22 protein-coding genes are annotated in these 24,286 nt (G+C 72.8%); 4 read left to right on the top strand and 18 right to left on the bottom strand.

Translation table 11 applies throughout. The features are described 5' to 3' along the window. Nucleotides 1-358 precede the first annotated feature (358 nt). A complete protein-coding gene (locus ACWCXC_RS19100) occupies nt 359-1,840 on the top strand; it encodes a helix-turn-helix domain-containing protein (RefSeq protein WP_450890012.1) in 1,482 nt (493 codons plus the stop codon). A gap of 52 nt (nt 1,841-1,892) precedes the next feature. Here the strand turns inward: ACWCXC_RS19100 and ACWCXC_RS19105 are convergent, their stop codons facing one another. Continuing rightward, nucleotides 1,893-2,441, bottom strand: a complete 549-nt coding sequence (locus ACWCXC_RS19105) for an alkyl sulfatase C-terminal domain-containing protein (protein WP_450890013.1) — start codon at nt 2,439-2,441, stop codon at nt 1,893-1,895. Further along, nucleotides 2,438-2,665 carry a hypothetical protein gene (locus ACWCXC_RS19110; protein WP_450890014.1) on the bottom strand — a complete coding sequence of 76 codons (228 nt, stop codon included), beginning with the start codon at nt 2,663-2,665 and terminating at the stop codon, nt 2,438-2,440. Before ACWCXC_RS19110 ends, ACWCXC_RS19105 begins: the two co-directional genes overlap by 4 nt. 445 nt (nt 2,666-3,110) lie before the next feature. Between ACWCXC_RS19110 and ACWCXC_RS19115 the strand changes: the two genes are divergently transcribed. Further along, on the top strand, nt 3,111-4,094 hold the full coding sequence (locus ACWCXC_RS19115; RefSeq protein WP_450890015.1) for a MarR family transcriptional regulator: 984 nt from the start codon (nt 3,111-3,113) through the stop codon (nt 4,092-4,094). Nucleotides 4,095-4,106: 12 nt separating this feature from the next. On the opposite strand, the gene ACWCXC_RS19120 is transcribed toward ACWCXC_RS19115, so the two are convergent. Beyond that, complete coding sequence (locus tag ACWCXC_RS19120) at nt 4,107-4,538, bottom strand: ester cyclase (RefSeq protein WP_450682532.1); 432 nt, start codon at nt 4,536-4,538, stop codon at nt 4,107-4,109. 326 nt (nt 4,539-4,864) lie between these two features. Between ACWCXC_RS19120 and ACWCXC_RS19125 the strand changes: the two genes are divergently transcribed. Then, on the top strand, nt 4,865-5,710 hold the full coding sequence (locus tag ACWCXC_RS19125; protein ID WP_450890016.1) for a class I SAM-dependent methyltransferase: 846 nt from the start codon (nt 4,865-4,867) through the stop codon (nt 5,708-5,710). On the opposite strand, the gene ACWCXC_RS19130 is transcribed toward ACWCXC_RS19125, so the two are convergent. The 14 genes from ACWCXC_RS19130 to argS all read right to left on the bottom strand — a co-directional run bounded on the left by ACWCXC_RS19130 (nt 5,605) and on the right by argS (nt 20,986). Further along, on the bottom strand, nt 5,605-6,147 hold the full coding sequence (locus ACWCXC_RS19130; protein WP_450890017.1) for a flavoprotein: 543 nt from the start codon (nt 6,145-6,147) through the stop codon (nt 5,605-5,607). The two genes, ACWCXC_RS19125 and ACWCXC_RS19130, sit on opposite strands and share 106 nt — an antisense overlap. A 248-nt stretch (nt 6,148-6,395) precedes the next feature. Then, entirely contained in the window at nt 6,396-6,950 is a 555-nt protein-coding gene (locus tag ACWCXC_RS19135) for a DUF6368 family protein (protein WP_450890018.1), read from the bottom strand. Between the two features lie 72 nt (nt 6,951-7,022). Then, nucleotides 7,023-8,909 carry an ABC transporter ATP-binding protein gene (locus ACWCXC_RS19140; protein WP_450890019.1) on the bottom strand — a complete coding sequence of 629 codons (1,887 nt, stop codon included), beginning with the start codon at nt 8,907-8,909 and terminating at the stop codon, nt 7,023-7,025. A 184-nt stretch (nt 8,910-9,093) separates the two neighbouring features. After that, on the bottom strand, nt 9,094-9,501 hold the full coding sequence (locus ACWCXC_RS19145; RefSeq protein WP_450890098.1) for a lasso peptide biosynthesis B2 protein: 408 nt from the start codon (nt 9,499-9,501) through the stop codon (nt 9,094-9,096). Nucleotides 9,502-9,506: 5 nt separating this feature from the next. Further along, nucleotides 9,507-9,803, bottom strand: a complete 297-nt coding sequence (locus tag ACWCXC_RS19150; protein WP_450890020.1) for a PqqD family peptide modification chaperone — start codon at nt 9,801-9,803, stop codon at nt 9,507-9,509. After that, complete coding sequence (locus ACWCXC_RS19155; protein ID WP_450890021.1) at nt 9,797-11,539, bottom strand: asparagine synthase-related protein; 1,743 nt, start codon at nt 11,537-11,539, stop codon at nt 9,797-9,799. Before ACWCXC_RS19155 ends, ACWCXC_RS19150 begins: the two co-directional genes overlap by 7 nt. Nucleotides 11,540-11,622: 83 nt before the next feature. Then, nucleotides 11,623-11,793, bottom strand: a complete 171-nt coding sequence (locus ACWCXC_RS19160) for a hypothetical protein (RefSeq protein ID WP_450890022.1) — start codon at nt 11,791-11,793, stop codon at nt 11,623-11,625. A gap of 138 nt (nt 11,794-11,931) precedes the next feature. Further along, entirely contained in the window at nt 11,932-13,122 is a 1,191-nt protein-coding gene (locus ACWCXC_RS19165; protein WP_450890023.1) for a M20 family metallopeptidase, read from the bottom strand. A gap of 15 nt (nt 13,123-13,137) precedes the next feature. After that, the gene (locus ACWCXC_RS19170) at nt 13,138-13,911 is read right to left on the bottom strand and encodes an XRE family transcriptional regulator (RefSeq protein ID WP_450890024.1); all 774 of its coding nucleotides are present in this window, start codon (nt 13,909-13,911) and stop codon (nt 13,138-13,140) included. 242 nt (nt 13,912-14,153) lie between these two features. Further along, nucleotides 14,154-14,624, bottom strand: a complete 471-nt coding sequence (locus ACWCXC_RS19175) for a DinB family protein (RefSeq protein WP_450682535.1) — start codon at nt 14,622-14,624, stop codon at nt 14,154-14,156. A 399-nt stretch (nt 14,625-15,023) separates the two neighbouring features. Further along, nucleotides 15,024-16,286, bottom strand: coding sequence for a choice-of-anchor A family protein (locus ACWCXC_RS19180; RefSeq protein WP_450682536.1), 1,263 nt, complete (start codon nt 16,284-16,286; stop codon nt 15,024-15,026). Nucleotides 16,287-16,428: 142 nt separating this feature from the next. Next, nucleotides 16,429-17,229, bottom strand: coding sequence for a DUF4253 domain-containing protein (locus ACWCXC_RS19185; protein ID WP_450890025.1), 801 nt, complete (start codon nt 17,227-17,229; stop codon nt 16,429-16,431). A 110-nt stretch (nt 17,230-17,339) separates the two neighbouring features. Beyond that, the gene (locus ACWCXC_RS19190) at nt 17,340-19,022 is read right to left on the bottom strand and encodes a hypothetical protein (protein ID WP_450890026.1); all 1,683 of its coding nucleotides are present in this window, start codon (nt 19,020-19,022) and stop codon (nt 17,340-17,342) included. A gap of 179 nt (nt 19,023-19,201) precedes the next feature. Further along, nucleotides 19,202-20,986 carry an arginine--tRNA ligase gene (gene argS, locus ACWCXC_RS19195; RefSeq protein ID WP_450682539.1) on the bottom strand — a complete coding sequence of 595 codons (1,785 nt, stop codon included), beginning with the start codon at nt 20,984-20,986 and terminating at the stop codon, nt 19,202-19,204. A gap of 162 nt (nt 20,987-21,148) precedes the next feature. Here argS and lysS point away from each other — a divergent pair, with 162 nt between their 5' ends. After that, nucleotides 21,149-22,912 (top strand): lysine--tRNA ligase, encoded by a 1,764-nt coding sequence (gene lysS, locus ACWCXC_RS19200; RefSeq protein WP_450890027.1) that lies wholly within the window; start codon nt 21,149-21,151, stop codon nt 22,910-22,912. 265 nt (nt 22,913-23,177) lie between these two features. Here the strand turns inward: lysS and ACWCXC_RS19205 are convergent, their stop codons facing one another. Beyond that, nucleotides 23,178-24,116 (bottom strand): ACP S-malonyltransferase, encoded by a 939-nt coding sequence (locus ACWCXC_RS19205; protein ID WP_450682541.1) that lies wholly within the window; start codon nt 24,114-24,116, stop codon nt 23,178-23,180. Between the last annotated feature and the right edge of the window lie 170 nt (nt 24,117-24,286).

Consider the following 24,286-nt stretch of genomic DNA (forward strand, 5'->3'; position numbering starts at 1 on the left):
AAGCCGGCGTATGTACTGGACAATGACGTGTGGTCAGAGGGTCCACAGCAGAGCGATGACGGTCGTGACAGATGCGATCAGGACTGCTGTGGCCACTGAGTCGGTGAGGCTGAGTCGAGGACGAGTACGCACGGCGGCTCCCGGGGACGGGCAGGTCGGTGGGTGTACGAGGCGCGCTGCTTGCCCTTGCCGGGGTGCTTGCTGCGGCGTGTTCCACCATCGTGTCCGACCTCTGGACCAGGGGACAACGGTTGCCTGCCGGTACGGGACGCTGGAACGGAAACATGCCCTCTGACCTGCGACGACAGCACCTGCCTGGAACGCCGTTCCGGGAGGGCGGGAGAGAGGAACGGTCGGGGTGGGCACCGAGATCCAGGAGTTCGCGGCATCGCTCAGGGGGCTGAAGGAGCGCTCCGGGCTGAGCTATGGAGCGCTCGCCCGGAAGCTGCACATGAGCACGTCCACGATCCACCGCTACTGCAACGGGGAGGCGGTGCCGCACGACTACGCCCCCGTCGAACGCTTCGCGCGGGTGTGCCGTGCGGGGGCGGACGAGCTGGTGGTGCTGCACCGGCAGTGGATCCTGGCCGACGAGGCGAGGCGCCGAGGGAAGCCGGAGGGCGGGGCCCTGGTCGCGGCCTCCGGCGAGGCGCCGGCCTCCGGTCCCGGGAAGGCGCCCGATCCGGAGGCCGGGCCGCTCGTGCCGGAGCCGGAGGCCGGGCCGCTCGTGCCGGAGCCCGGGCCGCCCGGTCCGGAGCCGGAGCCTGAGCCGGAGGCGGAGCCCGAGCCGGAGCCCGTACGCGATTCCGCACCGGAGTCCCCCGCACCTGAACCGGCTCTCGGGGCCCTGGCGGCGAACGAGATCACGCGCGAGGCCGCCGAGCCCGCCGCCTCTCGGTGGGGGCGGGCCTCCGGGCGGACCCGGGTGCTGCTCGCGGTGGCGGCGGTGGTCGCGCTCACCGTGCCCACGGCGGTGGTGGTGGGGCAGTGGCGGAACGCGGGGTCCGATACGGCGGCGGAGCGTCCGAGTGGCGCGGCCTCGGGGGACGGCAAGGCGGCGGACGCCGTGTCCGAGAGCCCGGAGAGCCCGTCCGCCTCGGTCAGCGCCTCGAAGCGGCCGAGTCCGTCGGCGACCACCGGCTCCGCGTCACCGCCGGCGACGCCTTCCGGGTCCTCCCCGGCGGGCGGCGGGGCCGGAGCGGGGAAGCCGAGGAGCGAGCCGGGCCGGCCGCCGACCGCGGCGATCACCTCGTACAACTGGGACGGGCCGTGCGGGCAGTTCTATCTCGTCGACCAGGACGCCGGCAGCGTTCCGCCGCCGCCGGACAACCCGAAGACCTCACGGGGCTGGGCGAAGGTGCTCGACGGGGTCGACGGCGGCACGATGATGCTGGAAGTCACCGTGCAGGGCACCTCGGAGCAGGCCGTCGTCCTCAACGCGCTGCGCGTGCGGGTGCTGAGCCAGCGGGCGCCCCTCCAGCGCTCCGCGTTCTCGATGGGCGAGGGCTGCGGCAGCAACATCGAGCCCCAGTCGTTCAAGGTGGACCTGGACGACAGCCGTCCCACGCTCGTCCCGGTCGCGGGGATGCAGGCGGACGGGCCCATTCCGCCGAAGAACTTCCCGTTCCGGGTCTCCTCCAGCGATGTGGAGGTCTTCGACATCGAGGCGCACGTGGAGGGGCACGACGTCAGCTGGGTCCTGGAGCTGGACTGGAGCAGCGGGGGCCGCACCGGCACGCTGGTGGTCGACGACGGCGGGAAGCCGTTCCGTACCAGCAGCATCGCCGGGCGGCCCACCTACTCCTACCGCTGGGACACCTCGGTGTGGGAGAAGCGCTGAGCCGTCCCGCAGGGTGCTGAGCCGTCCTGCGCGGTGAGGGCGCCGAGCCGGCCTACGGAGTGACGATCGCGAACGCCGGGTCCGTGCGGTCCAGGGCGTCCAGCAGGCGGTGCAGGACCATGAGGTCGCCCTCGTGCTCGATCGGCTCGGTGGTCGTGCCCCCCAGGAGGTCCGCCAGCCGGTCCTTGGTCAGGGTCAGGCGGAGGTCGCCGTTGGCTTTCCTCCTTTGCCGGTCGGGGACGACGGCGTGGGTGAGGACGCCGTTGTTCAGCGAGAGCCGGTAGGTCCGGCCCAGGTCGGTGAAGTGCCAGAGCGAGGTGAAGGACTCGTCCCACGCCTTGGGGCCGTTGACCCGGATGGCGAGGGAGTCGAAGACCTGGCCCACGGACAGGGCCCCGGCCATGCTGCCGGAGCTGATCGGGGTCGTCGTGACGCCCTCGCGCAACTCCTGCGGTACGGGGACCCCGGCGACATGGGCGTACGCCCGCGCGCCGTACGCGGTCAGCCCGACGGCGAGCACCGCCAGCGCCGCAACCGCCGCGACGACCTTGACCGCAGGACGACGACGCGCGACCAGAGGTGCCGGAGCATCCGCGCTCACGCCCCTTCACCGCGCTGGAACGCCAGCCGTACGCACAACGCCCCGAGCACCACCGCGGTCAGCGCCACCGCCGCGATCCACCAGCCGGCCATCGTCAGCCCGCCGACGACGAGGACTCCGGTACCGGTCTGGGCGAGTTGGTTGCTGTACATCGGGGCGGGGGCGGGGGCGGGCGCACGGGTCTGGCTGGCGCGCGGCTGACTGGTCCGGGCGCGGGGCGCCACGCGCGGGGCTCGAAGCTCGGGTCTCGGTACTCGGGCTTCGGGGGTCGAGACGCGGAAGCGGACCGGTACGCACGGGGAGGTTCGTTTCACCCGTTCGAGGGATCGGATGGCGGGGTGCGGCCCGAGGCTCGGGTCTGGGGACCCGGGCGTCGAGCGTCGAGCGCCGGGATTCGAGCGCCTTCTTTAACTGATGGGTGGTTAAGGGGGGTTGGGAGTACCTCCCGGCCTCCCGCCCCGTAACGACGAGCAAGTATGACTAATGGTGACGGCTTGCGACGGAGCGTGTCGACTGTCTACGGTGCGAGCACATAAGACGACCCCGACGCGGCGTAGCAACACCGGCCGGGGTCTGACCCGAGATCGCACCACGTAGAAAGCCGATCCCATGGCTGCACACGACATTAGCCCGACCCTTTCCGCGCCCGCAGGACCGGCCTCGCATCCGATGGCGAATCCCGGCTACGGCAAGCGCGACGCCCCCGGCCAACTCCCTCGCTCCGCCGCCGATTTCGCGCTGCTGCCCGCGCGCGAGCGATGCGTCGCCGGGTTCATCGAGCGTCTGCCCGAGGGTGCGTCGATGAGCGTGAAGAGCCTCGCGAAGCAGATTCCCCTGTACGGGCAGCAGGCGATCGCGTCCGCCCAGACGGCCCTCTCGGTGGCGGGACACCTGCGCCGCTTCCGGTGCCCGGTGAGCACGGGAGGCGGCGAGGTGCGGTGGGTGTTCCGTACGTACTGGTCGCGGACGGCCCGCGACAACGAGTGGTGGGCGAAGCTGGCGGCCGGTGGTGTGTCCGAGACGACTGCGTCGGTGCCTGTGCCTGTGCCTGTGCCTGTACCTGTACCTGCGTCAGTTCCTGTGCCCGTACTCGCCACGCCCGCGTCCGGACCGGTGACTGCCGCACCCGCTGTTCCGGCTCAGCGCACGGCCGCCACGACGAGTGTCCCGGTGGTCGCGCAGGTGCCGGTGGCGTCCGTGGAGCCGTCGCCCGCCTACCGCGCCCTGGCCCTTCTCGGTGAGCGCGATGCGCGGCTCGCGCTCTCGGAGGACGACTGCGCCGTCCTGGAACCGCTCGCCGCCCAGTGGCTGATGCGTGGCGTCGGCACCGACTACCTCGTGCGCGTCCTGACCGCCGGGCTGCCCGAAGCGGTCGCCTCACCCCGTGGCTTCACCCGCGACCGGCTCGTGAAGAAGCTGCCGCCGGTACGCCGGACGGCCCCCGCCCCGGCCGCGCCGGTCCCGGCGATGGAGTGCACCGCGTGCCGTGTCCCGGGCCCCGCCGAAGCACTCCCCGACGGTCTCTGCCGCTCCTGCCGCACCCCCGTTCCTCCGGAGCCCGCCGCTCCGGAGGAGTGCGAGGTCCGCACCCGAGTGGACGGACTTAGGGGCCTGCTGCGCGAGTCGCGGCCACCCCGGCCCGCACGGCGCTGACGGGAGTGCGGCTCACTCCCCGGACGTGGCCGCCCGCAGGAGCTGGGCCGTGATCCCCTGCCGGTCGATCTGGATCCAGTACTCGGCGATCAGCCCGTGCTCCACGCGGTAGACCGCACTGGTCATCGCCGTGACCGGCTCCCCCGTCGGCGCGAACGCGTCCACCTGCCCCACGTGCCGCCCCTTCTGCGTCCAGCGCGCGTACACCCGGTCGCCGTCGGCGATCAGCTCGTCCACGGTCAGCGTGAACTCCCCGTACGCGTCGAGCATCTCCCGTACGTGCTCCGCGTACTGCTCCGGCGTGCGCTCCACGACCGCCGGTGCCTCCGACACCACCTGGTGCGCCCGGACGCGCGGCGCCATGAAGTCACCGGCCCGCTCGGGGTGCCGGCCGGAGCGCACGTCGAGGAGGAACTGACGGACGAGGTCCTTGGGGTTGCTCATGCGCAAAGTGTGACATTGGGGTGTCTGTGCAGGCGGTAGGGGGTTCCCGGGGTACTGGGTTCAGGGGGGGGCTGCGGCCTTGAGGCCCTGGGGCGTCGGCGCTGCGGAAACGCGTTGAAGAAGTCCGCCGCGCGTGGCCGGGGACGGGCCTTTCCCGGCCACGCAGGCGTGCGTGGGCGGTGGCGGGGCCGGGGCCCGGAGTGGGTGGGCCGACGGTCCGTTCCGAGGCTGGCAGCAGCCCGTCCAAGACGTCGCGAAATACCATCTGACCTGGTCTTTTACTCTCCCCGCTCCTACGCTCGTACAGGGTCGAAAGGGGGGGCCGGGTGGACCGGACCGTACGCACCGTCGAGGACGTTCTCGCGCTCTTGGACGGACTGTTCACATCTGAACCGGAGGCCGGACGCACGGCGACCGGTGACGGCCAGGACTTCTGGGACGGCTTCTACACCGACCGGTCGAGGCCGGTCCCGTTCTTCGTGGCGAAGCCCGACGAAAACCTGGCCGCCGCCCTCGACCGGGGCCTGATCGCCCCCGGCCGGGCCCTGGATCTGGGCTGCGGGGCGGGCCGCAACGCGCTCTTCCTCGCCTCGCGCGGCTTCGAGGTGGACGCGGTCGACCTCTCCCCGGTGGCCCTCGCGTGGGGCGAGGACCGGGCCCGGGAGTCGGGCGTCGACGTCCGCTTCCTCTGCGGTGACGCGTTCGCCCTGCCCGCGACCGAGTTGAGCGGCCCGTACGACCTGGTCGTCGACTCGGGGTGCTTCCACCACCTGCCGCCGCATCGCCGGGTCAGCTACCTGGACCTCCTCGACCGCGTCCTGGCCCCCGGCGGCCATCTCGCCCTCACCAGCTTCGCCGCCGGAGAGGGAGGCATGGGTGCGGAACTCACCGACGCGGACCTCTACCGTGGTCGCGATCTGCGGGGCGGACTCGCGTACACCCCCGAATCGCTGCGCTGGATCTTCTCCGACCTGGTGGAGGTCGAACTGCGCCGCATGCGCGAGGAGCCGCCCGAATCCGCGCTCTTCGGCGTGACGTTCCTGTGGACCGCGTTGTTCCGCCGCGATCACCTTCCCGGAGGCCAGGCGGTGCCGCCCTCCAGCAGTTCCAGCGCTTCCTCCCACCGGAAGCGCCCCGTCCCACCGCCCGCCTTGGGCGCGTGCGACTCGTAGGACCCGATCCGTACGCCCATCTCCCGGAGCCGGTCCAGGCTCCGTCCGTACGCCGGGTGCGCGGCCAACGCCGTGTTGACGTACGGGAGAACAGCGGTCGGGATGCCCATCCCGTACGCCTCGCACAGGATGCCGAGGGCCAAGGTGTCGGCGATCCCGGCCGCCCATTTGTTGATCGTGTTGAAGGTGGCGGGTGCGGCGGCGATGACGTCGGCCGGCGGGAGCGGACGCGCGTCGCCCGGACTGCGCCAGGCCGAGCGGACCGGGTAGCCGGTCAGGGCCTCGATCGCTTCCGTGTCGAGGAAACCGAGCCCCTGGGGCGTGGCCACGACCCCGACACCCCACCCCTTCTCCTGCGCGGCGGTGATCAGCCTGTGGGCGTCGCCCGCGATGCCCGCGGCGCAGACCACGACGTACAGAAAGGGCGGTGTCGTCATCCTGGGGCTCCTAATCCGTGGCTCAGGCAGTGGAGTTCGGGCAGAGTACGCCGGGCGGGATCTTCGCGTCGGCCGGCCTCGTTGTGGAACCGGAGTTCTGGCCGGTCAACGGCGCTGCCGACCTGCCTCGCGGACACGTTCACGCCCTTCGAGCGGTGTGCGGCGTCTTCGGAGCCGCCTCGTTCACCGACAGCGGCCCGCTGGTTCGGGAGTGCTCGCACGAAACTCCGGGCCTTGCCTTCGCTGTTCTACTTGAGCAGCCGGAAGCCGGGCTGGGCGGCCCAGGCCCGCAGGAAGCCCGCCGTTCCGAGGACCACCGGAAACTCTTCGGTGGTGAGGCCCAGTACCCCGGGAAGTCCGGCGATCACCGCCTCCTGTCCGTTCGCCAGTTCGGCCTTGACCACGCCTCCGAGCACCTCGACGACGGCGGCCGTGAGCAGGGCCGTGGCCACGTGGTCGATCCCGGCGTTGCAGTCGGCGCTGACATTCACGGCCTGGACGGGCCTGAAGCCGAGGAGTGCTTCCACCTCGGACTCGTCGGCGTGTTCGGCCTCGAAGAGGCTCTCGTCGCCTGCCCCGGCGCCCATCAGGTAGACCAGAAAGGGCCGGTGACCGTCGCCCTCCCGCACATCCGGCCCGGACGGCTCGATGCCCAGGCGCTCCACCGGCACATTGACGTCGAAGTCCCCCTCGCGCCGCTGCTCGAAGCGGGTGGAGAGCCCGCGCATCAACGCGGTGAACTCACGCAGGGCAGCCGGGGATACGGGCTCCGCCAGATCGATCACGAGCGTCGGACCAGCCATGCCGGGAGCGTAGCTCTTCCCGCCTCATGCGCTGGGCGTTCGGGCTCGCGCCCGCCGGTGGCCGGCTGCGGATCAGTCCCGGTCCTCCTGGAGCTTGAGCATCTCGAAGAAGCCTCCGGCCTTGGCGATCAGTTCGTCGTACGTGCCCGTCTCGGAGATGCGGCCGCGGTCGAGGACGATGATCCGGTCGGCGAGGCGGGTGTTGGCCAGCCGGTGCGTGATGAACACGGTGGCGCGACCCGCGGCGAGTGCCTTGAGGCGGGTGTAGATCCGGTGTTCGGCGCGGGCATCGAGTGCGGCGGTCGGCTCGTCCAACACGAGGACGGGGGCGTCGCGGTGGAAGGCGCGGGCGACCGCGACGCGCTGCCACTGCCCGCCCGAGAGGTCGTGTCCGCCCCACCAGGAGCGCGCCAGCGACGTGTCCAGCCCGTGGGGCAGGGCGGCGATGACACTGTCCGCGCCGGCGGCCTCGGCGGCGGCGTGGACGGCGGTGTCGCCCTCGGGGGACGGCTGGCCGAGGGTGATGTTCTCGCGAGCGGCCAGCGGCCAGCGGGTGTAGTCCTGCGGGACGAGCGCGACCTGGGCGAGGACTCCGGCCGGGTCGGCGTCCGCCAGGTCGAGCCCGTCCCACCGCACCGAACCTGTGGTGGGGAGGAACAAGCCGGTCAGGATGCGGGCGAGGGTGCTCTTGCCGGCTCCGTTCTCGCCGACCAGAGCGATGACCTCGCCGCGCTTGAGGCCCAGGTCGATGCCGTCGAGCGCGGGCGCGCCAGCCCCGGGGTACGTGAAGGAGACGCCCTCGGCGGTAATGACCTGCGGCCCGTCCTCGGCGACCGAGGCGTTGCCGCGCCGCGTCGTCCACGGTTCGGCCACGGCGAGGAAGCGAACCCAGTCGTCCAGGGAGAGCGAGGTGCGGAACAACCGTGCCCCGGCCCGCACGGTCGTGTCGAGTGCGGCCCCCGAGGTCCGCACCGCGAGGGTGGCGGTTCCCGCGACCGGGAGCTCCATGCGGCCGCTCGCCACCAGGAGCACGAGCGCGCCCCAGGTGGCAGCCGTGCCGACAGCCGTGAGCGCGTCGCCGATGCCCTGGACCACGAGGGCCTGGCGGGTGGCCTTGAGCTGCTCGGCCTCCAAACGGCCGGAGACGATTCGGTACTGGCGGATCAGGAAGTGGGCCATGGTGCCCGCGCGGACCTCGTCGGCGGTGTTCCGTTCGGTGCTGTAGGAGCGGAAGACGCTGCGCAGCCGGGAGTCGGCGAGGTTGCGGTGGTGCGTTGCGTGCTCGATCTGTGCCCCCCGTACAGCGCCCCACGCGCACGGTACGGCGGAGAGGACCAACAGGGGCAGGACGACCGGGTGCAGGACGGTGACAACGGTGGCCGCGGCGGCCATCTGAGCTGCGGCGGAGGTCAGCAGCTGGGCGTCGAGAATGAGATCGCCGGTCTTCTCCGCTCCGTCGGAGGCGGCGGCGTGAGCGTCCTCGAAGGCCGGGTCCTCGTACGCGACCAGTTCGGCGGCGGTCGCGGCGGTGATGACCTGGAGGTCGGCTTCGCGTACGGTCTTCGGCGCGAGCCGGGCCGCGGACGCGCGGGCTACGGCATCGAGCAGGTAACGCCCGGAGGCGGCCAGGGCGAGGACCACCACGGCGGTCGGCTTCTCTCGCAGAGAGGCGGCGACGTCGCCGGCGGTGAACACGGCGGACAGCACGCGAGTGGTGGCCGCGAGCGCGGTCGCGGTGAGAACGGCGGCTCCGAGCTGGCAGGCGAGCAGGGCCAGGACAGCGCGGTGGTCGGTGCGCCAGCCGAGCCGGGCCGCCTCGGCGAGCGTGCGGGGCAGCCGGCGCGCCATCGCCCCCGTGGACAGGTTGACGCTTGCCTCGAAGTGCCGGTCGGAGGCCAGGCGCATCACGGGCGGCCGGCCCGCAGCGGAAACGGGCGGCAAGGCAGGGGAAGAACTCACGCCCCCATGAGGGACGAGGACGTGGAGGCCGGGCAACGGGATAGTTCCGGCACCCCGCCCGTAGGCCCAGGTCACTCCGCCCCGCCGTCAGCTTCACCGCTTCACATTCACCCATTCGAGTGCGGCCGTGGTCCGGAGCGAGGAAGCACCAGCCGACCCCGGACCACGGCAGCCCTTTGCGGCTCTACGGCACGGCGAGGACGACTGTCCACGGCCGGTCGACGGCGTCGCCGATGTCCCGGCCCACCGCGCCCCCTGGGACGTCGGCCCAGGCGTGCGCGGCATCGGGGAGGAAGCGTGCCCCGAACACCCACCGGGCCCGGCGGCCGGTGAGCGCGGTCGCGATGACGGTGGCGAGACTGATCTCCATGCAGGCGACACGGCCCGGCCACCAGGAGGGGATCACCGCCAGTACCGCTGTGTAGCGGGCTTCGAGCTGAGCGAGACGCGCGTACGGCAGGCCGCGCAGCAGCCGCACGGCGGCGATCTGCGGGCGCAGCGGAAACCGGCTCATCGCCAAGGACAGGGCGAGCGCAACGACCGCGACCGCGCGGTCCCGTCGCGGCGCGGTGGGCCGCGCGGTGGGGACCATGACCGTCACCGCCGCCACCTCCTTTTCTTTCGCCGGCCCGGTCGGGCGGTGTCGACGAGCACGCCGGCGGCCAGGAGTTCGTCGACGATCGCGTCGATCTGCACGCTGACCGTCTGCGGGTCCTGGCCGGTGGGGGCGGTGATCTCGTCGGCGAGTCCGGCCGTGCCGCCGCGTACGGTGATGGCGTGCCAGACCTTCGCCGCGTCCGGGTCGAGCATCAGCCAGGCCCCACGCCGGACGTCGAGCACCGCCGTGCCGTACGGGCCCGTGGCGTGATGGACGTGAGGGGCGGGGCTCAGCACTCCGTCACCGCCCTGCCGGCCGTGCTGCCGGTGAGCCACCAGCACGTCACGATCAGCTGGTGCAGGTCGGCGATCACCGGGGCGCTCTGGCCCCGGGCCGCCCGTGCGAGCGCCACGCGGACGGCGCCGGGGTCGACCAGCCCGCCGGCCACGAGCGGACTTGCCGCGATGAGGTCGTCCAGCAGCTCCTGGTGGCGGGCGAGCCCGGCGATGCGCTGGGCCGTGAACGAGCCCTTCGAGTAGCGGGAGGCCAGCCAGTCCGGAAGCCGAGGCAGCGCGGCCCGCAGAAGCGGCTTGTACGTCACCAGCCCGCGCCGGGCGAAGGCCGGGACGGCGAACGCGGCCCGGACGACCTCATTGTCCAGGTACGGGTACACCGGCCGGATGCCGAGCGTCTCGGCGTAAGGGGTCCAGCCGCGTGCGGAGGCGCCGACCGACCGCAGGGCGGCCCACTGGTCGAACTCGTCGGCGAGCTCCGGCTGCTGGTCTCCGGCGGCCTGCCGCAGAAGTGCGGCGACCTGGTGCCGCCCGTGCGCGGTGAGCCAGGAAGCGGCCGCGCCGAGGCGGCACCACGACCAGCCACCCGGAGCATGCTCCCGGACGACGGGCCCGCGCTCCAGGACCTCGGCGGCACGCTCCAGAGACCCGCTGCGCCCCAGGCCGGCGGTCTGCTTGAGGGCCTTCCAATAGGGGCCCGGCGCGGTGCTGCGCAACCGGGCGAACGCGACGGCCTGGCGGTGGGCCTCACGGCGTCGGCCGTCCTGGAGGAGGCGGACCCAGCAGGAGCTGGACGCGTCGAGCACGATGTCGCCGCCATGCCCGGTCAGGTGCAGCGGCAGTCCTCGCACGGGGCGCAGGTAGGCGGTGTCCATGGCGTACGTCGCGGCCTCCAGCACCGGCTCCGTCCCGGTCGGCTGCCCCGCGGGGAAACCGAAAGGCAGCTGCCCGTCGCTGCCGTTGGCGACCGTATGCCGGGCGGCGGTGTGCTCGGCGACGCGAACAGCGAAGGACATGTCCTCGCGACTGGTGTAGCCGTCGGTGTACGTGACCGCGTGCACGGTTCCGACGCCGGCAGCGAGTACGACAGCCGCGGATGAGTCCAGGCCGCCGGACAGATCCGCACCCACCGCCCCGCTGACGGTGCGCACCCGGTGCTGGACGGCGTCGGTGAGGACGCGGCCGAACCGCTCGGCTCCCTCGCGGAGCCCGTCCACCGGCTCGATGCGGCGGATGTCGACGAGCTGCGGCGCCCCGGACGCGAGCAGCAGACCGAACCCGCCGGGCACCTGACGGATCTGCTTGTACGGGCTGCGGTGCGGCCAGTGATGCTCGCCCGCCGTGAGCCTGGCCGCCAGCAGCGGCACGTCCGGCACGAGCGGCCGCCGCAGCAGGCCCGGATCGCTGGCCCAGACGGTTCCTTCCTCGTGAGGCGTGTAGTAGACCGCCCGGATCCCGGCGAGGTCTCCGCACACGAAGTGCCGCCGTCCGTCGCTCGCGGCCACCCAATACGAGCCCGGCCAGCGGGTCAGCTCCGCCCAGCGGCCCGCCCGCACGGCAGGAAGGACACCGCGCAGATCCCGTTCGGTGACCGGGCAGTCGCCCACGACCGTGAGTGCCACCGGTCCGTCGGTCTCCGTGCGGACCCGCGCGGCCGGAGCCCGGCGCACGCCGCCGAGCCCGTCGATCTCGATTCCGCCGCCGGAGGCGGTGCCGCCGGCCATCCACTCCCGTTCCATCTGCCTGTCTCCCCTTCAAGACGCGACCGAGGGCCGGCCGTCGTGCGGCCGGCCCTCGGGGTGCTCGGTGGTGTCCGGGCTGGTCAGCCCTCGAAGTAGTTGGCCTTGTCCGAGTCGTTGAACGCCTGGCGGCCCAGGGTGAGGGCCGCCACCGGGTGGGTGCTGACATGCGGTGCGAAGCTGCCGGCGCGCGAAGCCGTGGCGATGGTGTTCCCGTCCGCGGGTGTGGTGGTGATGATGGTCTGTTCGGTCATGGCCGGCTCCCCTTGTCGCGGTGTCTCCGTCGATCGGTGCTGTCTCCATGACACCGCGATCGAGGAGCTGTTCCCAGAGACGGAGTTGGGCGGTTGCTGGGAGTGGATCTGGGAGGAAGGTGGGACGCGGCTGGGACGTCAGTCACCGAGGAGGTGGAGCACGGCCCGCCGGTAGACGGCGTACACCGAGGGGAGTTGGGCGATGTGCGCGCGTTCGTCGATGCCGTGCAGCCCTTCGTACGGCACTCCGAAGCCGGCGGTGGCCGCGATGCCTTCTCCGGCGAGCAGATTGCCGATGTTCGACGGGCCCGCAGTCTTCGCCCGTACGGCGAGTCCCTCCTCGGCGGCGGCGCCGAGGAGGGCGGCGGCAGGCTGCTCGTCCTCGCCGAGGCGGAACGGCGGCCACACCGCGACCGGGACGATCTCGGTGGGCGCCGGAGTGGGAAGCTCCGCGTCGAGCTCGGCGACGGCCCTGCGGAGGAGAATCTCGGCGTCGTGCGCGTTGAAGGCCGTGGTGGTGCGGATGTCCACGTTGATGTCGACCCGGTCCGGCGTGACGGAGAAGCCCTGCCCGCCGTGGAAGGCAGTGACCGACAGCTTCGGCGGCAGCGGGAAGCCCGCCCCGTCACCAGCACCGGCCAGTTCGGCGGTGTCCAAAAGCCGTACGAGGTGGGCGGCGCGGGAGACCGCGCCGACCACGGTCCTGTTGGAGCCGGAGTGCCCGGAGGGAGCGTGGACCGTGATGGTGGCCCTCCACAGCCCCCTGCCACCGACCACGACCTCGTCCATGCCGGGGTAGCCGATCATCACCCCCGCCGGACGGGCCGTGTGCGGGTCGGCGAGGTAGGCGCGGGCGCCGCCGAAGCCGCCGGTGTGCTCATCGACGTCCAGGAGCACGGCGAGCCCGCCCGCGAACTGGTGTGCGCGGGGAGCGAGGTCGGCGGCGATGTGGCAGAACATCGCGGCGGCGAGCTTGGAGTCGGCCGCCCCGCGGCCGCGTAGCCAGCCGTCCACGACGTTGCCGCACGTCGGCGGGAAGGTCCAGGCGGTCTCGTCGCCGTACGGTGCGGTGTCCACGCACGCGTCCAACGTCCACCACGGCCCGGGATGCCCGCCGGGGATCTCCACCAGCAGCCCTACCAAGGCGCCCGTCGCGTCGTGCAGACGTCGGTGGGGCAGCGCGCGGGCGGCGAGCCAGTCCTCCAACACCGCGAGGACGGGCCCGTAGTCGTCGAACCCCGCCCGGCTCGGACGGCGGATCAGCTCGCTCGCCAGCTCGACCACGGACGCCGTTCGAATCCGAGCCGTCTGCGACAAGTCCTCGGTCACGCTTCTCCCTCGACCCTAGGTGCGCCGTACCGGCAGCGCGCGGACGGCTTCGGTCGTCTCCACCGGCCGTGCCGAGGCGCATGCCTCCCGCCCATGGTGGACCAGTCCCACCGCGGCCTCGCGGCCGAGCAGCACGCCGCAGTCGAACCCCTCCGCCCCGTGGAACGACGGCAGCGGGACCACCGCGGCTGTCTCGGAGGCGACGAAGAACCTCTCCAGCGCCCCTGCGGGCTCCACCATCCCGATGTGGAGTGTCTTGATTCCGTTGCGGCGCCCGGACGGATCGCGCAGTTCCAGCAGTCGCAGCAGGTGATCGGCGAGGGCCCGGTGTCGCGGGGGGCCGTACAGCACGCGGTAGTGGACCAGGTCCGGATGCTGGGCCACGGCCGTCTCGATCGCCGCAAGATACGCCTTCTCCCGCGAGCGGGAGCCAGTGACGACCAACTGCTCGCGTGCTCCGGCAACGACGTCGACCATGGCCCCGACCAGGTCGGTCCAGCGGGTCAGCACCTGGACCACCACGGCGGTGCCGGAGGTCTCCAGCACGCTGGTGGCCGCGCCGTCCTGGTGGGCGAACAGCACCTCCGGCCGCTCGCGATACACCTGGCACAGGCCCGCGCGGTTGCGTTTGCCTGTGCGGCGCCGGCCCGACTCCCACCCGCTCATCAGGCTTGCGTCCGTCGCACCGCCCGTGACCGCGTTCAAGGCGTCCGCCGCCTCCTCCAGCGTCATGTTCAGTGCGAGCCGGGCCCGCTTGAGCGCCGAGTCCGTGCCCCTGACCGCGGCCACGTCCACCGCCTCCTCCCCGTCCACCGGCAGTGCTGGGAGTCTTCCCCGCCCGCGCGCCGTTCAGCACGGGCTGCCGAGCGCATGGGGGCCGACGTCCGCACGGACGTGCCGCCTGGTGAGAAGCCGTCTTGAGGTCCGACACTTCCGTCGGTGCCGCGAGGTCGAGTCCCCTGTCCGCATGTGGCTGCCCGCCCGGTCCCGCGCCGACCGGATTCTCGTCACCGCACGCCCGGGGCGTACACCTACGTCAGCACCAGCCACCGGCGCCCGTCCAGCAGTTCGCGGGCGGCGTCCAAGTGGCCCGCGTGGCAAGCGGTTTCGGCGAGGACGTGGAGGAGGACGTCGCGGAGGGTGTGGAGGTGGGGGTCGCCGAAGAGGTCCTGGGGCCACCAGGCGAGGGGGATTTCGGGGGCGGACGCGGTGGCGATGGCGTCGGCGCGGGCGGTTTCCGTGCGGTAGCGGGCGAGGACGTCGGCGGCGGGGGTGGTGGCGGGGACCTGCCAGGCGTCATCGATCTCCGCGAGGGAGGCGATGACCTCCTTGTCGCCCGTCACGACGGCCTGGAACCAGAAGCGTTCGACGTCGAGCGCGAGGTGCTGGACGAGGCCGAGGCAGCTCCAGCCCGAGGGGAGGACCGGGCGGCGCAGGTCCTCGTCGGAGAGCCCGTCGAGTATGCCGAGGATGTGGCGGCGCTGGCCGTTCAAGGTCGTCAACAGGGCTTGAATTTCGGGGGAGTCGGGGGAGTCGGGGGAGACGGGGGAGACGGGGGAGTCGGGGGAGTCGGGGGAGACGGGGGCAGGGGCGGGTGAGGTCACTGAGCGCTCCGGGGGCGGTGGGGCCGGATGGGTTTCCTGGCCGACGTCCCTCATGCTCGGTGGGCGGCGGTGCTCTGTCCAGGGGTGATGTTCGTGGTCCGAGCGGGCGGCCTGCGGGGCGGCCGGTGCCGCCCGGACGGCCATGAGCCCATGCGTCCGCGCGTTTGCGCGTGCGCGGGGCCGGGCCGGTGCGGGGTGCCCTCGCCGTGCCGGCCGTACGGGCCCTACGCGGGCGGCCCCCGGAATCCGCTCGGTGGAGGGGAATCCGGGGGCCGTTGGACGCGTGCGGGGCCGGTGTCAGGCGCGCTTGCGGCGGCGGGTCATGACGACCAGGCCCGCACCGACGGCGACGACCGCGGCGCCGCCGAGGGCGATCGGGAGCATGTTGCTGCTCCCGGTGGTGGCGAGGTCACCCTCGGCGGGCCGGGAGGGGGAGGCGGACGGTGCCGGGGCACCGGGGGACGCCGAACCGGACGGGGTGCCCGACGGAGCGGCCGACGGGGTGGCGCTTCCGGAGGGCGGTGCCGAGGGCGACGGGGAGGCGGTCGTGGGGGGCGTCGTCGTGGGCGTGCCGGGCGACGGGGGCGTGGTGCCGGGGACCTCGGGGAGGCAGCCGGTGAACGGGAAGTGGTGCGTTTCCGCGCCGCCCGATCCGTGCAGCGAGGCCACCCACACCGAGCCGTTCACCGGGGCGCCCGTGCCCAGTTCCAGGTGCGCGCGGGGGGCGAGGACGCTGCCCGGCCAGGCCGCATGGCTGCTCTTGACGATCTTGGTGGCGTCCGGGAAGTTCCACAGCAGCCGGGCGCGGACCGCCCCGTCGTTCGCGCTCTGCAGCTTGTCGTCCAGGACGAAGTCCTGGCCGCCCGAGAGGAAGAAGCCCGTCGTGCCGGCGCTCGCCATGTCGTAGCCCGTACCCGTGACGTTGACGATCGTCGTCGCCCCGGCCGGGACCTTGACGAAGACCTCCTTCGCCTTCTCCAACTGCGAGGCCGGGACGGAGAAGACGTTGCGGCCGGTGTCCGTTCCGGTCAGCGTCAGCCTGCTCCCGTCGAGCCGCACGTCGGTGCCGGCGGTGGCCTGCTCGCCGGCCAGGGCCTCGGAGTAGGCGCGCAGCTTGGCGAACTCGCCGTCGAAGTCGATGAGATCGGCCTTCTTGGCGAAGGTCCCGTTGTGCAGCTCGACGGCCCGGTCCTTCACCGATCCGCCGACGACGGCGTTGCCCTTCATCACGACGGTCGCCGAACCGCCGTTGAGCAGATCGCCCCGCACGACGAGCGACGCCCGGCCGGGCAGCGCGTCGACCTGGGCGGACGTCAGTTCGTTGCCGACGCTGAACCCGCCCCGGAAGTCGGCGTTGCCGCCCACCGCCACGGCGCCTTCCGCGTCGGGGGAGTGGACGTCGTCCCCGAGGACGAACTCGCCGTACTGTCCGGCGATGCCGAAGGCGTTGGTGGCGCAGTCCCCGGAGGCGGGGGCGGCCTGAGCGGCCGGAGTGACGGTGAGCCCGAGGACGAGGGCACCGCCGAGCGCCGCGAGGGCGGCGGAGGTCGGTATGCGCATAGTGCGTGGTTCTCCTGCGGAGCAGTTATGAAGGTTCCGTGACGACTCCGGTCATGATTCTCACACTCGGGGAAATTGGTCAAGACCAATGCGGGGTTGGTTGTCTGTCACCGGGGCCGTACGGGGCTCGGTCCCACCCGCCTCAGTCCCACCAGAAGGACCACACCTCCTGGTGGAGCACGGCCTTCTCCGCGTATACCTCCAGCGTGCTGAGCGTCGACTGCTGGATGTTGTCCGGGCAGAACGCGAAGTGCTCCATCGCCAGGGCGCCGGCCTCGGCGGGCGTCGTCGGCGGGCGGCCCACGGAGACGATCATCGTGTCGAAGCCGAGGGCGACGACGCGCGCGTCGAAGCGGTCCTCCCAGGAGCGCAGCACCGCGCAGAGCCGTGCCACGTCGTTCTCGTGGTTCGTCGGGCCCGTCCAGCCGATCGCCGCCGGTATGTCCGCGCTGCGGCGCGCGGGCACCAGTCCCGCCCGCAGACCGGCCATCGGCCCGCCGATCTCCGTCATCTGGTCGGCGATCGCCGCCGCCAGCTCCTCCGGGGTGTGCCGCCCGGCCACGGCCGGCTCCGGTGCCAGACCCGGCCAGGCGATCACGGAGGAGTCGCCCGGCGGCAGTTCGTCGCCCGCGTACTCCTCCCAGAACCCGCGCAGCACGTCCTCCGCGTCGTGGTCCCCCGCGTACGACATCCGGGCCGGGGCCAGGTCCCAGTGCTGCGGCAGCTCGTTCCGCATCCCGCCGTCGATCAGCACCGGCAGCAGCCCCACCGGCCGCCCGAGGTCACGCAGCGCCGCCCACGTCCCGGGCACCGCCGCCTCCTCCCCGTACCAGAGCAGGGGTTCGTGCCACGGGCCGTCCATCGTGGAGTCCACGAAGCTCCCCGGCGGAAGCGGCAGCCCTGCGTCGGCGGGGGTACGGAGCGGGTTCGGAAGCGTCGCCATACCGGAACAGTAGGCGGCGGTACTGACAACGGGGGCCGCTTCAGACCCCGCGTCGATCCGCGTCCCCGCGCCGACTTCGCGGCCGCCGGGGCGTGTCGGGAGGAAGGGCGTCAGGCCCTGGTGCTCCCCGACGTGTCCTCGCGGAGCACCGCGTCGCGGGTCGTGCGGGCGATCGCGGCGGCGGTTTCGCGGGTGAGGGAGGGCTTGTTGAGGACGACCGTGCCGTAGCTGCCCCGGTCCAGCCAGGTGCACGCGGAGTGGGCGCCGTCGTCCTCCGCGTCGGTGGAGTAGGCGACGCAGCGCAGGTGGCCGCCGTGGGGGCCCGGGGGTGCGTTCCACACGTCGTCGATCGTGGAGTCCGATTCGGAGAGGTCGTGTTCGTAGACGCGGACCGCGTCCGGGTCGGCCCCGTGGTAGTCGCCCGTCATCCCGATGACGAGCGCGACGGGCTCGCCGGTCAGCATGTCCTTCGGGGTGCCGTAGGCGTACATGAAGTCGCCGGGGCCGAAGCCGTCCGACTCGGTCGTGACCGCGTCCGGACCGGTGCCGTCCCCGGACGGTACGGCGGTCAGGAGCGGGGCGCCCAGCAGGGTGGGCGGGGGCGTGGCCACGTAGTGCGGGTAGTCCGTGTTCTGCGGGGCCGACCGGAGCAGCGGGGAGACGGCCGCGCAGAGGACCATCGTGCCGGCGGCCAGGCGGGCGGACGACTCGCGGGAGCTGTACGCGGGCGGCGGCGGCAGGGGGCTGTCGGGCAGGACGGTGTCCGGCGGAGGGGCGGGGGTCCGGGCCGTGGCCAGGGTCCGGGCCCGGTGCTCCAGCCGGGCGAGCAGCATCGTCGGGGCGCTGAGCAGCAGGACGGCGACGCCCGTCCAGGCCGGCCAGTGGAACGCGGCCCGGGTGACGAGGAACGCCGCGACCAGCACCGTCACGGTGAACAGCGCCGCCATCGGGGCCCGTGCGGGAAACCGGAGCAGCCGGTGGCCCGGCCGGTCGAGCGCGAGGAGGGTGTCCGCGCGGATCGCGAGGCGCAGATCGTACGGGGAGGCGGCGGCCTGCTCCCAGGCCAGGCGGGCCGCCGCGGTGAGGTCGGGGGCGTCGGCCAGCGCGGCGCGCACGTCGTGGCGCTGGATGTGGGCGAGGGCACCCGGGGACAGCGTGCCGCCCTGCGGGATCGGCATGATCTCCCCGCGCGCGTGCTGTCCCACGCGGAGCGCCTGGGGCGAGTCCGGGGCGAGAGCGATGATCCGGTCGGCCAGGGCGGGGCCCCGGGCGCTGCGGCCGGGGCGGTCCAGCGGGTCCGAGCGCAGGCACAGCTCCGCGTACGCCGCGAGCAGGCCGAGGTCGTCGGGGAAGTGCTCCAGGCCCCGGCGGTAGACGCGTTCGGCCTCGTCGTCGTGGTCGTCCTCGTCCTCGGCCACGTGTGCCCGGCCGAGCAGTTCGTACAGCACGGCGTCCGGTCCGTGCTCCTCCAGCGCCGCCTCGGCCCGCAGCCGGGCCTCGGCGAGGCGCCCGCCGTCGAGCGCCGCCCGGACCATGTGCGCCGCCGCCCCCGGTGACGTGTCCTCTCCGGTCGGGTGGTGCTCGTCGTCGGAGGCCGGCGGGGCCGTGTGCGCCGTCGCCCCCGGTGACGTGTCGTCTCCGGTCGGGTGGTGCTCGTCGTCGGAGGCCGGTGGGGTCGTGTGCGCCGTCGCCCTCGATGACGTGTCGTCTTCGGCCTGGTGTCCGCCGTCGAGCGCCGCCCGGACCGTTTCCGGCGCCGTTCGGGACGACGTGTCGTCCCCGTACTCCCGCATGAGATCCCCACCCCTGATGCCGCCGCCGGCCACGCTGACGCGTGTCAGCCGCGTCACTATCGCCCCGGCGCGGGGCCGTGGTCAACGGGGTCCGGCGGCGGGCCGCCGTACGCACCACCGCCCCGCACCGGAAGCCGGTGCGGGGCGGTGAGGGCGCGCGGGTGCCGGACCCGGAGGCGTCAGAGGCGCTCGGGCGTCCGGATGCCCAGGAGGGCCATGCCCTTGTGCAGGGTGCGGGCCGTCAGCTCCACGAGGAAGAGGCGGTTCTCCACGACCTCGGGCGGGTTCTCGTCGCTGAGGACCTGGCACTGGTCGTAGAACGTGGTGAGGTGCGAGGCGAGCTGGTAGAGGTACGCGGCGAGCTTGTGGGGCTCGTAGGCGGCGGCGACCTCGGAGAGGACCTCGCCGAACTGGTCCAGGTGGAGGCCGAGGGCGCGCTCGGCGGGGGCCAGGGGCAGCTCCGGGTGGGCGGCGGGCTTGGCGTCGCCGGCCTTGCGGAGGATGGAGCGGATCCGGGCATAGGCGTACTGGAGGTAGACGGAGGTGTCGCCGTTGAGCGAGACCATCTGGTCCAGGTCGAACTTGTAGTCGCGGACGGCGGAGGTCGACAGGTCGGCGTACTTCACGGCGCCGATGCCGACGTACCGGCCGTTCTCGACGATCTCCTGCTCGGTCAGGCCGACCTTCTCGGCCTTCGAGCGGACCACGGCCGTCGCCCGGTCGACCGCTTCGTCCAGGAGGTCCTCCAGCCGGACCGTGACGCCCTCACGGGTCTTGAAGGGCTTGCCGTCCTTGCCGAGGACCGTGCCGAAGGCCAGCTGGTGGGCCTTGGTGTCCTCGTTCAGCCAGCCGGCCCGGCGGGCGGTCTCGAAGACCATCTTGAAGTGCAGGGACTGCCGGACGTCCACCACGTAGAGCAGGCTGTCGGCCTTCAGGTTCTGCACCCGGTCGCGGATCGCGGAGAGGTCGGTCGCCGCGTAGCCGTAGCCGCCGTTGGACTTCTTGACGATGAGGGGGACCTTGTTGCCGTCCGGGCCCTTCACGTCGTCGAAGAAGACGCAGAGCGCACCCTCGGAGCGGACGGCGACGCCCGTCTCCTCCAGGATGCGGCAGGTCTCCTCCAGCATGTCGTTGTAGCCGGACTCGCCGACGATGTCGGGGTCGCTGATCTCCATGTCCAGCTTGTCGAAGACGGAGTAGAAGTAGATCTTCGACTCGTCGACGAACCGCTGCCACATCGCCAGCGTCTCCGGGTCGCCCGCCTGGAGGGCCACCACCCGGTCCCGGGCCCGCGCCTTGAACTCCTCGTCGGAGTCGAAGAGGGCCCGCGAGGCCTTGTAGAGCCGGTTCAGCGAGGACATCGCGGCCTCGCCGGCCGCCTCGCCCGCCGCGTCCCCGTGGTCCAGCTCGTCGGGGTGCTCGATCAGGTACTGGATGAGCATGCCGAACTGGGTGCCCCAGTCCCCGATGTGGTGGCGCCGCACGACGCTCTCGCCGGTGAACTCCAGGATCCGCACCATGGCGTCGCCGATCACGGCGGACCGCAGATGGCCGACGTGCATCTCCTTCGCCACGTTCGGCTGGGCGTAGTCGACGACCGTGGTGCCCGCCGAGGCGTTCACCGGCACGCCGAGCCGGTCGGTGTCGGCGGCGCGCGCGGCCAGGGTCCGCGTGATCGCCCGGTCGGTCAGCGTGACGTTCAGGAAGCCGGGGCCGGAGACCTCGATGTCCTGGATCAGCTCCGAGGCCGGCAGCGCGGCGGTGACCCGGTCGGCCAGCTCCCGGGGGTTGCCCTTCAGCTTCTTGGCGAGGGCCAGGATGCCGTTGGCCTGGAAGTCGGCCCGGTCGCTTCGGCGCAGCAGCGGGTCCGCGGTGCCGGCCTCCGGCAGGGCTGCCGTCAGGGCGTCCGCCAGCTGCTGCTGGAGCGTGGAAGCGAGGGAATTGACCGAGCCGTGCTCAGGCATGGGACGGGCTGCCGTTTCCGTAGGGGTACAAGGGATGGATCCCAGTATCCCACGGGGCGCCGAGCCGATCGCAAAGCCGTTTTCGTGCTGCGGCCGGTACCTGGGAGAATGGGGGTGCCCCCGCACGAGGGCGTCCCTGTGAGTCCTAGCCGAGAGAAGGACGTGCCGACCGTGGCTCAGAGTCAGAGCAGCACCGAGACCGACTGGGTCTCCCGCTTCGCGGACGAGGTCATCGCCGAATCGGAGCGTCGTGCGCCTGGCAAACCGGTCGTCGTCGCCTCCGGCCTCTCCCCGTCGGGCCCGATCCACCTGGGCAACCTGCGCGAGGTCATGACCCCGCACCTGGTCGCCGACGAGATCCGCCGCCGGGGGTACACCGTCCGGCACCTGATCTCGTGGGACGACTACGACCGCTACCGCAAGGTGCCGAACGGCGTCGCCGGGGTCGACGCGTCCTGGGCCGAGCACATCGGCAAGCCGCTGACCTCGGTGCCCGCCCCGGCCGGTTCCGCGTATCCGAACTGGGCCGAGCACTTCAAGGCCGCGATGACCGCGTCCCTGGACGAGCTGGGCGTCGAGTACGACGGGATCAGCCAGACCGAGCAGTACCTCGCCGGCGCGTACCGCGAGCAGATCCTGCACGCGATGCGGCACCGCGCCGACATCGACGCCGTCCTCGACCGCTACCGGACCAAGAAGGACCCGGCCGCCGCGGGCAAGGGCGGCAAGAAGCCCCAGCAGCAGAAGAAGGTCGACGAGGCCGAGCTGGAGGCCGAGGCCGGTTCCGGCGCGGCGAGCGAGGACGACGGCAGCGGCGGCTCGGCGGGCTACTTCCCGTACAAGCCGTACTGCGGCAACTGCGAGAAGGACTTCACGCAGGTCACCTCGTACGACGACGAGACCACCGAGCTGAACTACACCTGCGCGTCCTGCGGCTTCGCGGAGACCGTGCGGCTCAAGGAGTTCAACCGGGGCAAGCTGGTCTGGAAGGTCGACTGGCCGATGCGCTGGGCCTACGAAGGCGTGATCTTCGAGCCCAGCGGGGTGGACCATTCCTCGCCCGGTTCCTCGTTCGTCGTGGGCGGGCAGATCGTCCGCGAGGTCTTCGACGGCGTACAGCCGATCGGCCCGATGTACGCCTTCGTCGGCATCTCCGGCATGGCGAAGATGTCCTCCTCCAAGGGCGGGGTGCCGACCCCGGCCGACGCGCTGAAGATCATGGAGGCGCCGCTGCTGCGCTGGCTGTACGCGCGCCGCAAGCCCAACCAGTCCTTCAAGATCGCCTTCGACCAGGAGATCCAGCGGCTCTACGACGAGTGGGACTCGCTGGGCCGCAAGGTCGCCGACGGCACCGTGCTCCCGGCCGACGCCGCGGCGTACGCGCGCGCGATCGGGACCGCCGCCGGTCCGCTGCCCAGCACGCCGCGCCCGCTGCCGTACCGCACCCTGGCCTCGGTCGCCGACATCACGGCGGGCGCCGAGGACCAGACGCTGCGCATCCTCAGCGAGCTGGACCCCACGAGCCCGCTGACCTCGCTGGACGAGGCCCGGCCCCGGCTCGACCGCGCCGAGAACTGGATCACCACCCAGGTCCCGGCCGAGGCCCGCACCATCGTCCGCGACGAGCCGGACAAGGAACTGCTCGGCTCGCTGGACGAGCGGGGGCGCGAGTCCCTGCGGCTGCTCCTGGAGGGGCTGGACACGCACTGGTCGCTCGACGGGCTGACCACGCTCGTCTACGGCGTGCCGAAGGTCATGGAGGGGCTGGACCCCGAGGCCAAGCCGACGCCGGAGCTGAAGGTCGCCCAGCGGTCCTTCTTCGCGCTGCTCTACCGGCTGCTCGTCAGCCGCGACACCGGGCCCCGGCTGCCCACGCTGCTCCTGGCCGTGGGGGCGGACCGGGTGCGCAGGCTGCTCGGCGCGTGACGGCTGGTGCGTGATGGTCGGTGCGTGATGGCCGGAGCGTGACGGCTGGCGCGTGATGTCCGGCGCCTCACGTCCGGCGCGTGACGACCGGCGCGCGGCGTCCGGCTCGCGACGCCGGGCCCGCATCAAGGCGAAGGGCCGCCTTCCGCTTCGGCGGAGGGCGGCCCTTCGTTCGCTCGGCCGCCCGGGGGAGGGATGCGGCCGTGCGCGGGTGGTGGTTCATGGGTCCGGGGCCCGGGTTCGGGCGCCGGAGGCGGGGGGCTCCTCAGGCCGCCGGGGTCAGGACCGCCTGGGGGTCGGAGAAGGTGTCCCGGGGGACGCGCGGGACCGTGGACTTGGCCAGGCCGGTCAGGGTCCGGCCCGGACCGATCTCCATCAGGCGGTCGCAGGCCAGCTCCCGGGTGAGCGTGTGCAGGGTGTCCGACCAGCGGACCGGGGCGGTGAGCTGGAGGCGCAGCAGCTCCGCCCAGTGCGGGCCGCCCCGGTGGGCGCGGGCGTCCACGTTGGAGACGACCGCCGAGTGGCCCGGCATGAAGCGGGCCGTGGCCAGGGCCCGCGCGAACGGTTCCACGGCCGGGGCCATCAGCGGGGTGTGGAAGGCGCCGCCGACGGTCAGGGCCACCACCTTCGCCGCCCCCGCCCGCTCGGCGGCCCGTGAGCAGCGCTCCACGTCGGCGGCGCGGCCCGCGATCACCGTCTGCTGCGGGGAGTTGAGGTTGGCCACCCAGACCTGGCCGCCGTCCGCGTGGATGCCGTCGACCACGTCCTGGGCGCGGTCGGTGTCCAGGCCGAGCACGGCGGCCATGGCGCCCTCGGCGCGTTCACAGGCCCGCTGCATCGCGGCGCCGCGCGCCAGGATGAGGCGGGCCGCGTCCTGCGGGTCGAGGATTCCGGCGGCGACCAGGGCGGCGTACTCGCCCAGGCTGTGTCCGGCGCAGGCGCCGGGGAAGGTGGCCAGCGGGTGCTGGCGGCGCAGTTCGGTGAGGGCCACCAGGGCCAGGGTGAAGGTGGTCAGCTGGGCGTTGTCGGTGCGGCGCAGGGTCGCCGTGTCGGCGTCCAGCAGCAGGGACTCCACGTCCCGGCCCGCCGCTTCGGAGATCTCCGCCACCACGGACCAGCCGGCGGTGCGGCGCCAGGGCAGGCCCATGCCGGGTCGCTGGGCTCCCTGGCCGGGGAACATGAGCGCCAGTCGGGTACTCGCCATCGCTTTCCGTCTCCTTTCTGCGGCCGGGGGCGATGCGCTGGTGCGCGGAGTGGAATACGGTCCCGTACGGCGGTGAGAATTCCCCGCCCGGGGCGCGTGCGCTTTTTCCATTCCCGGATCTCGCCGCCCGGACCACCTTTTCGCGATCCGTTCTTTCTCCGGTGATGAAA

It is taken from the genome of Streptomyces sp. NPDC001515 (genome assembly GCF_053597115.1).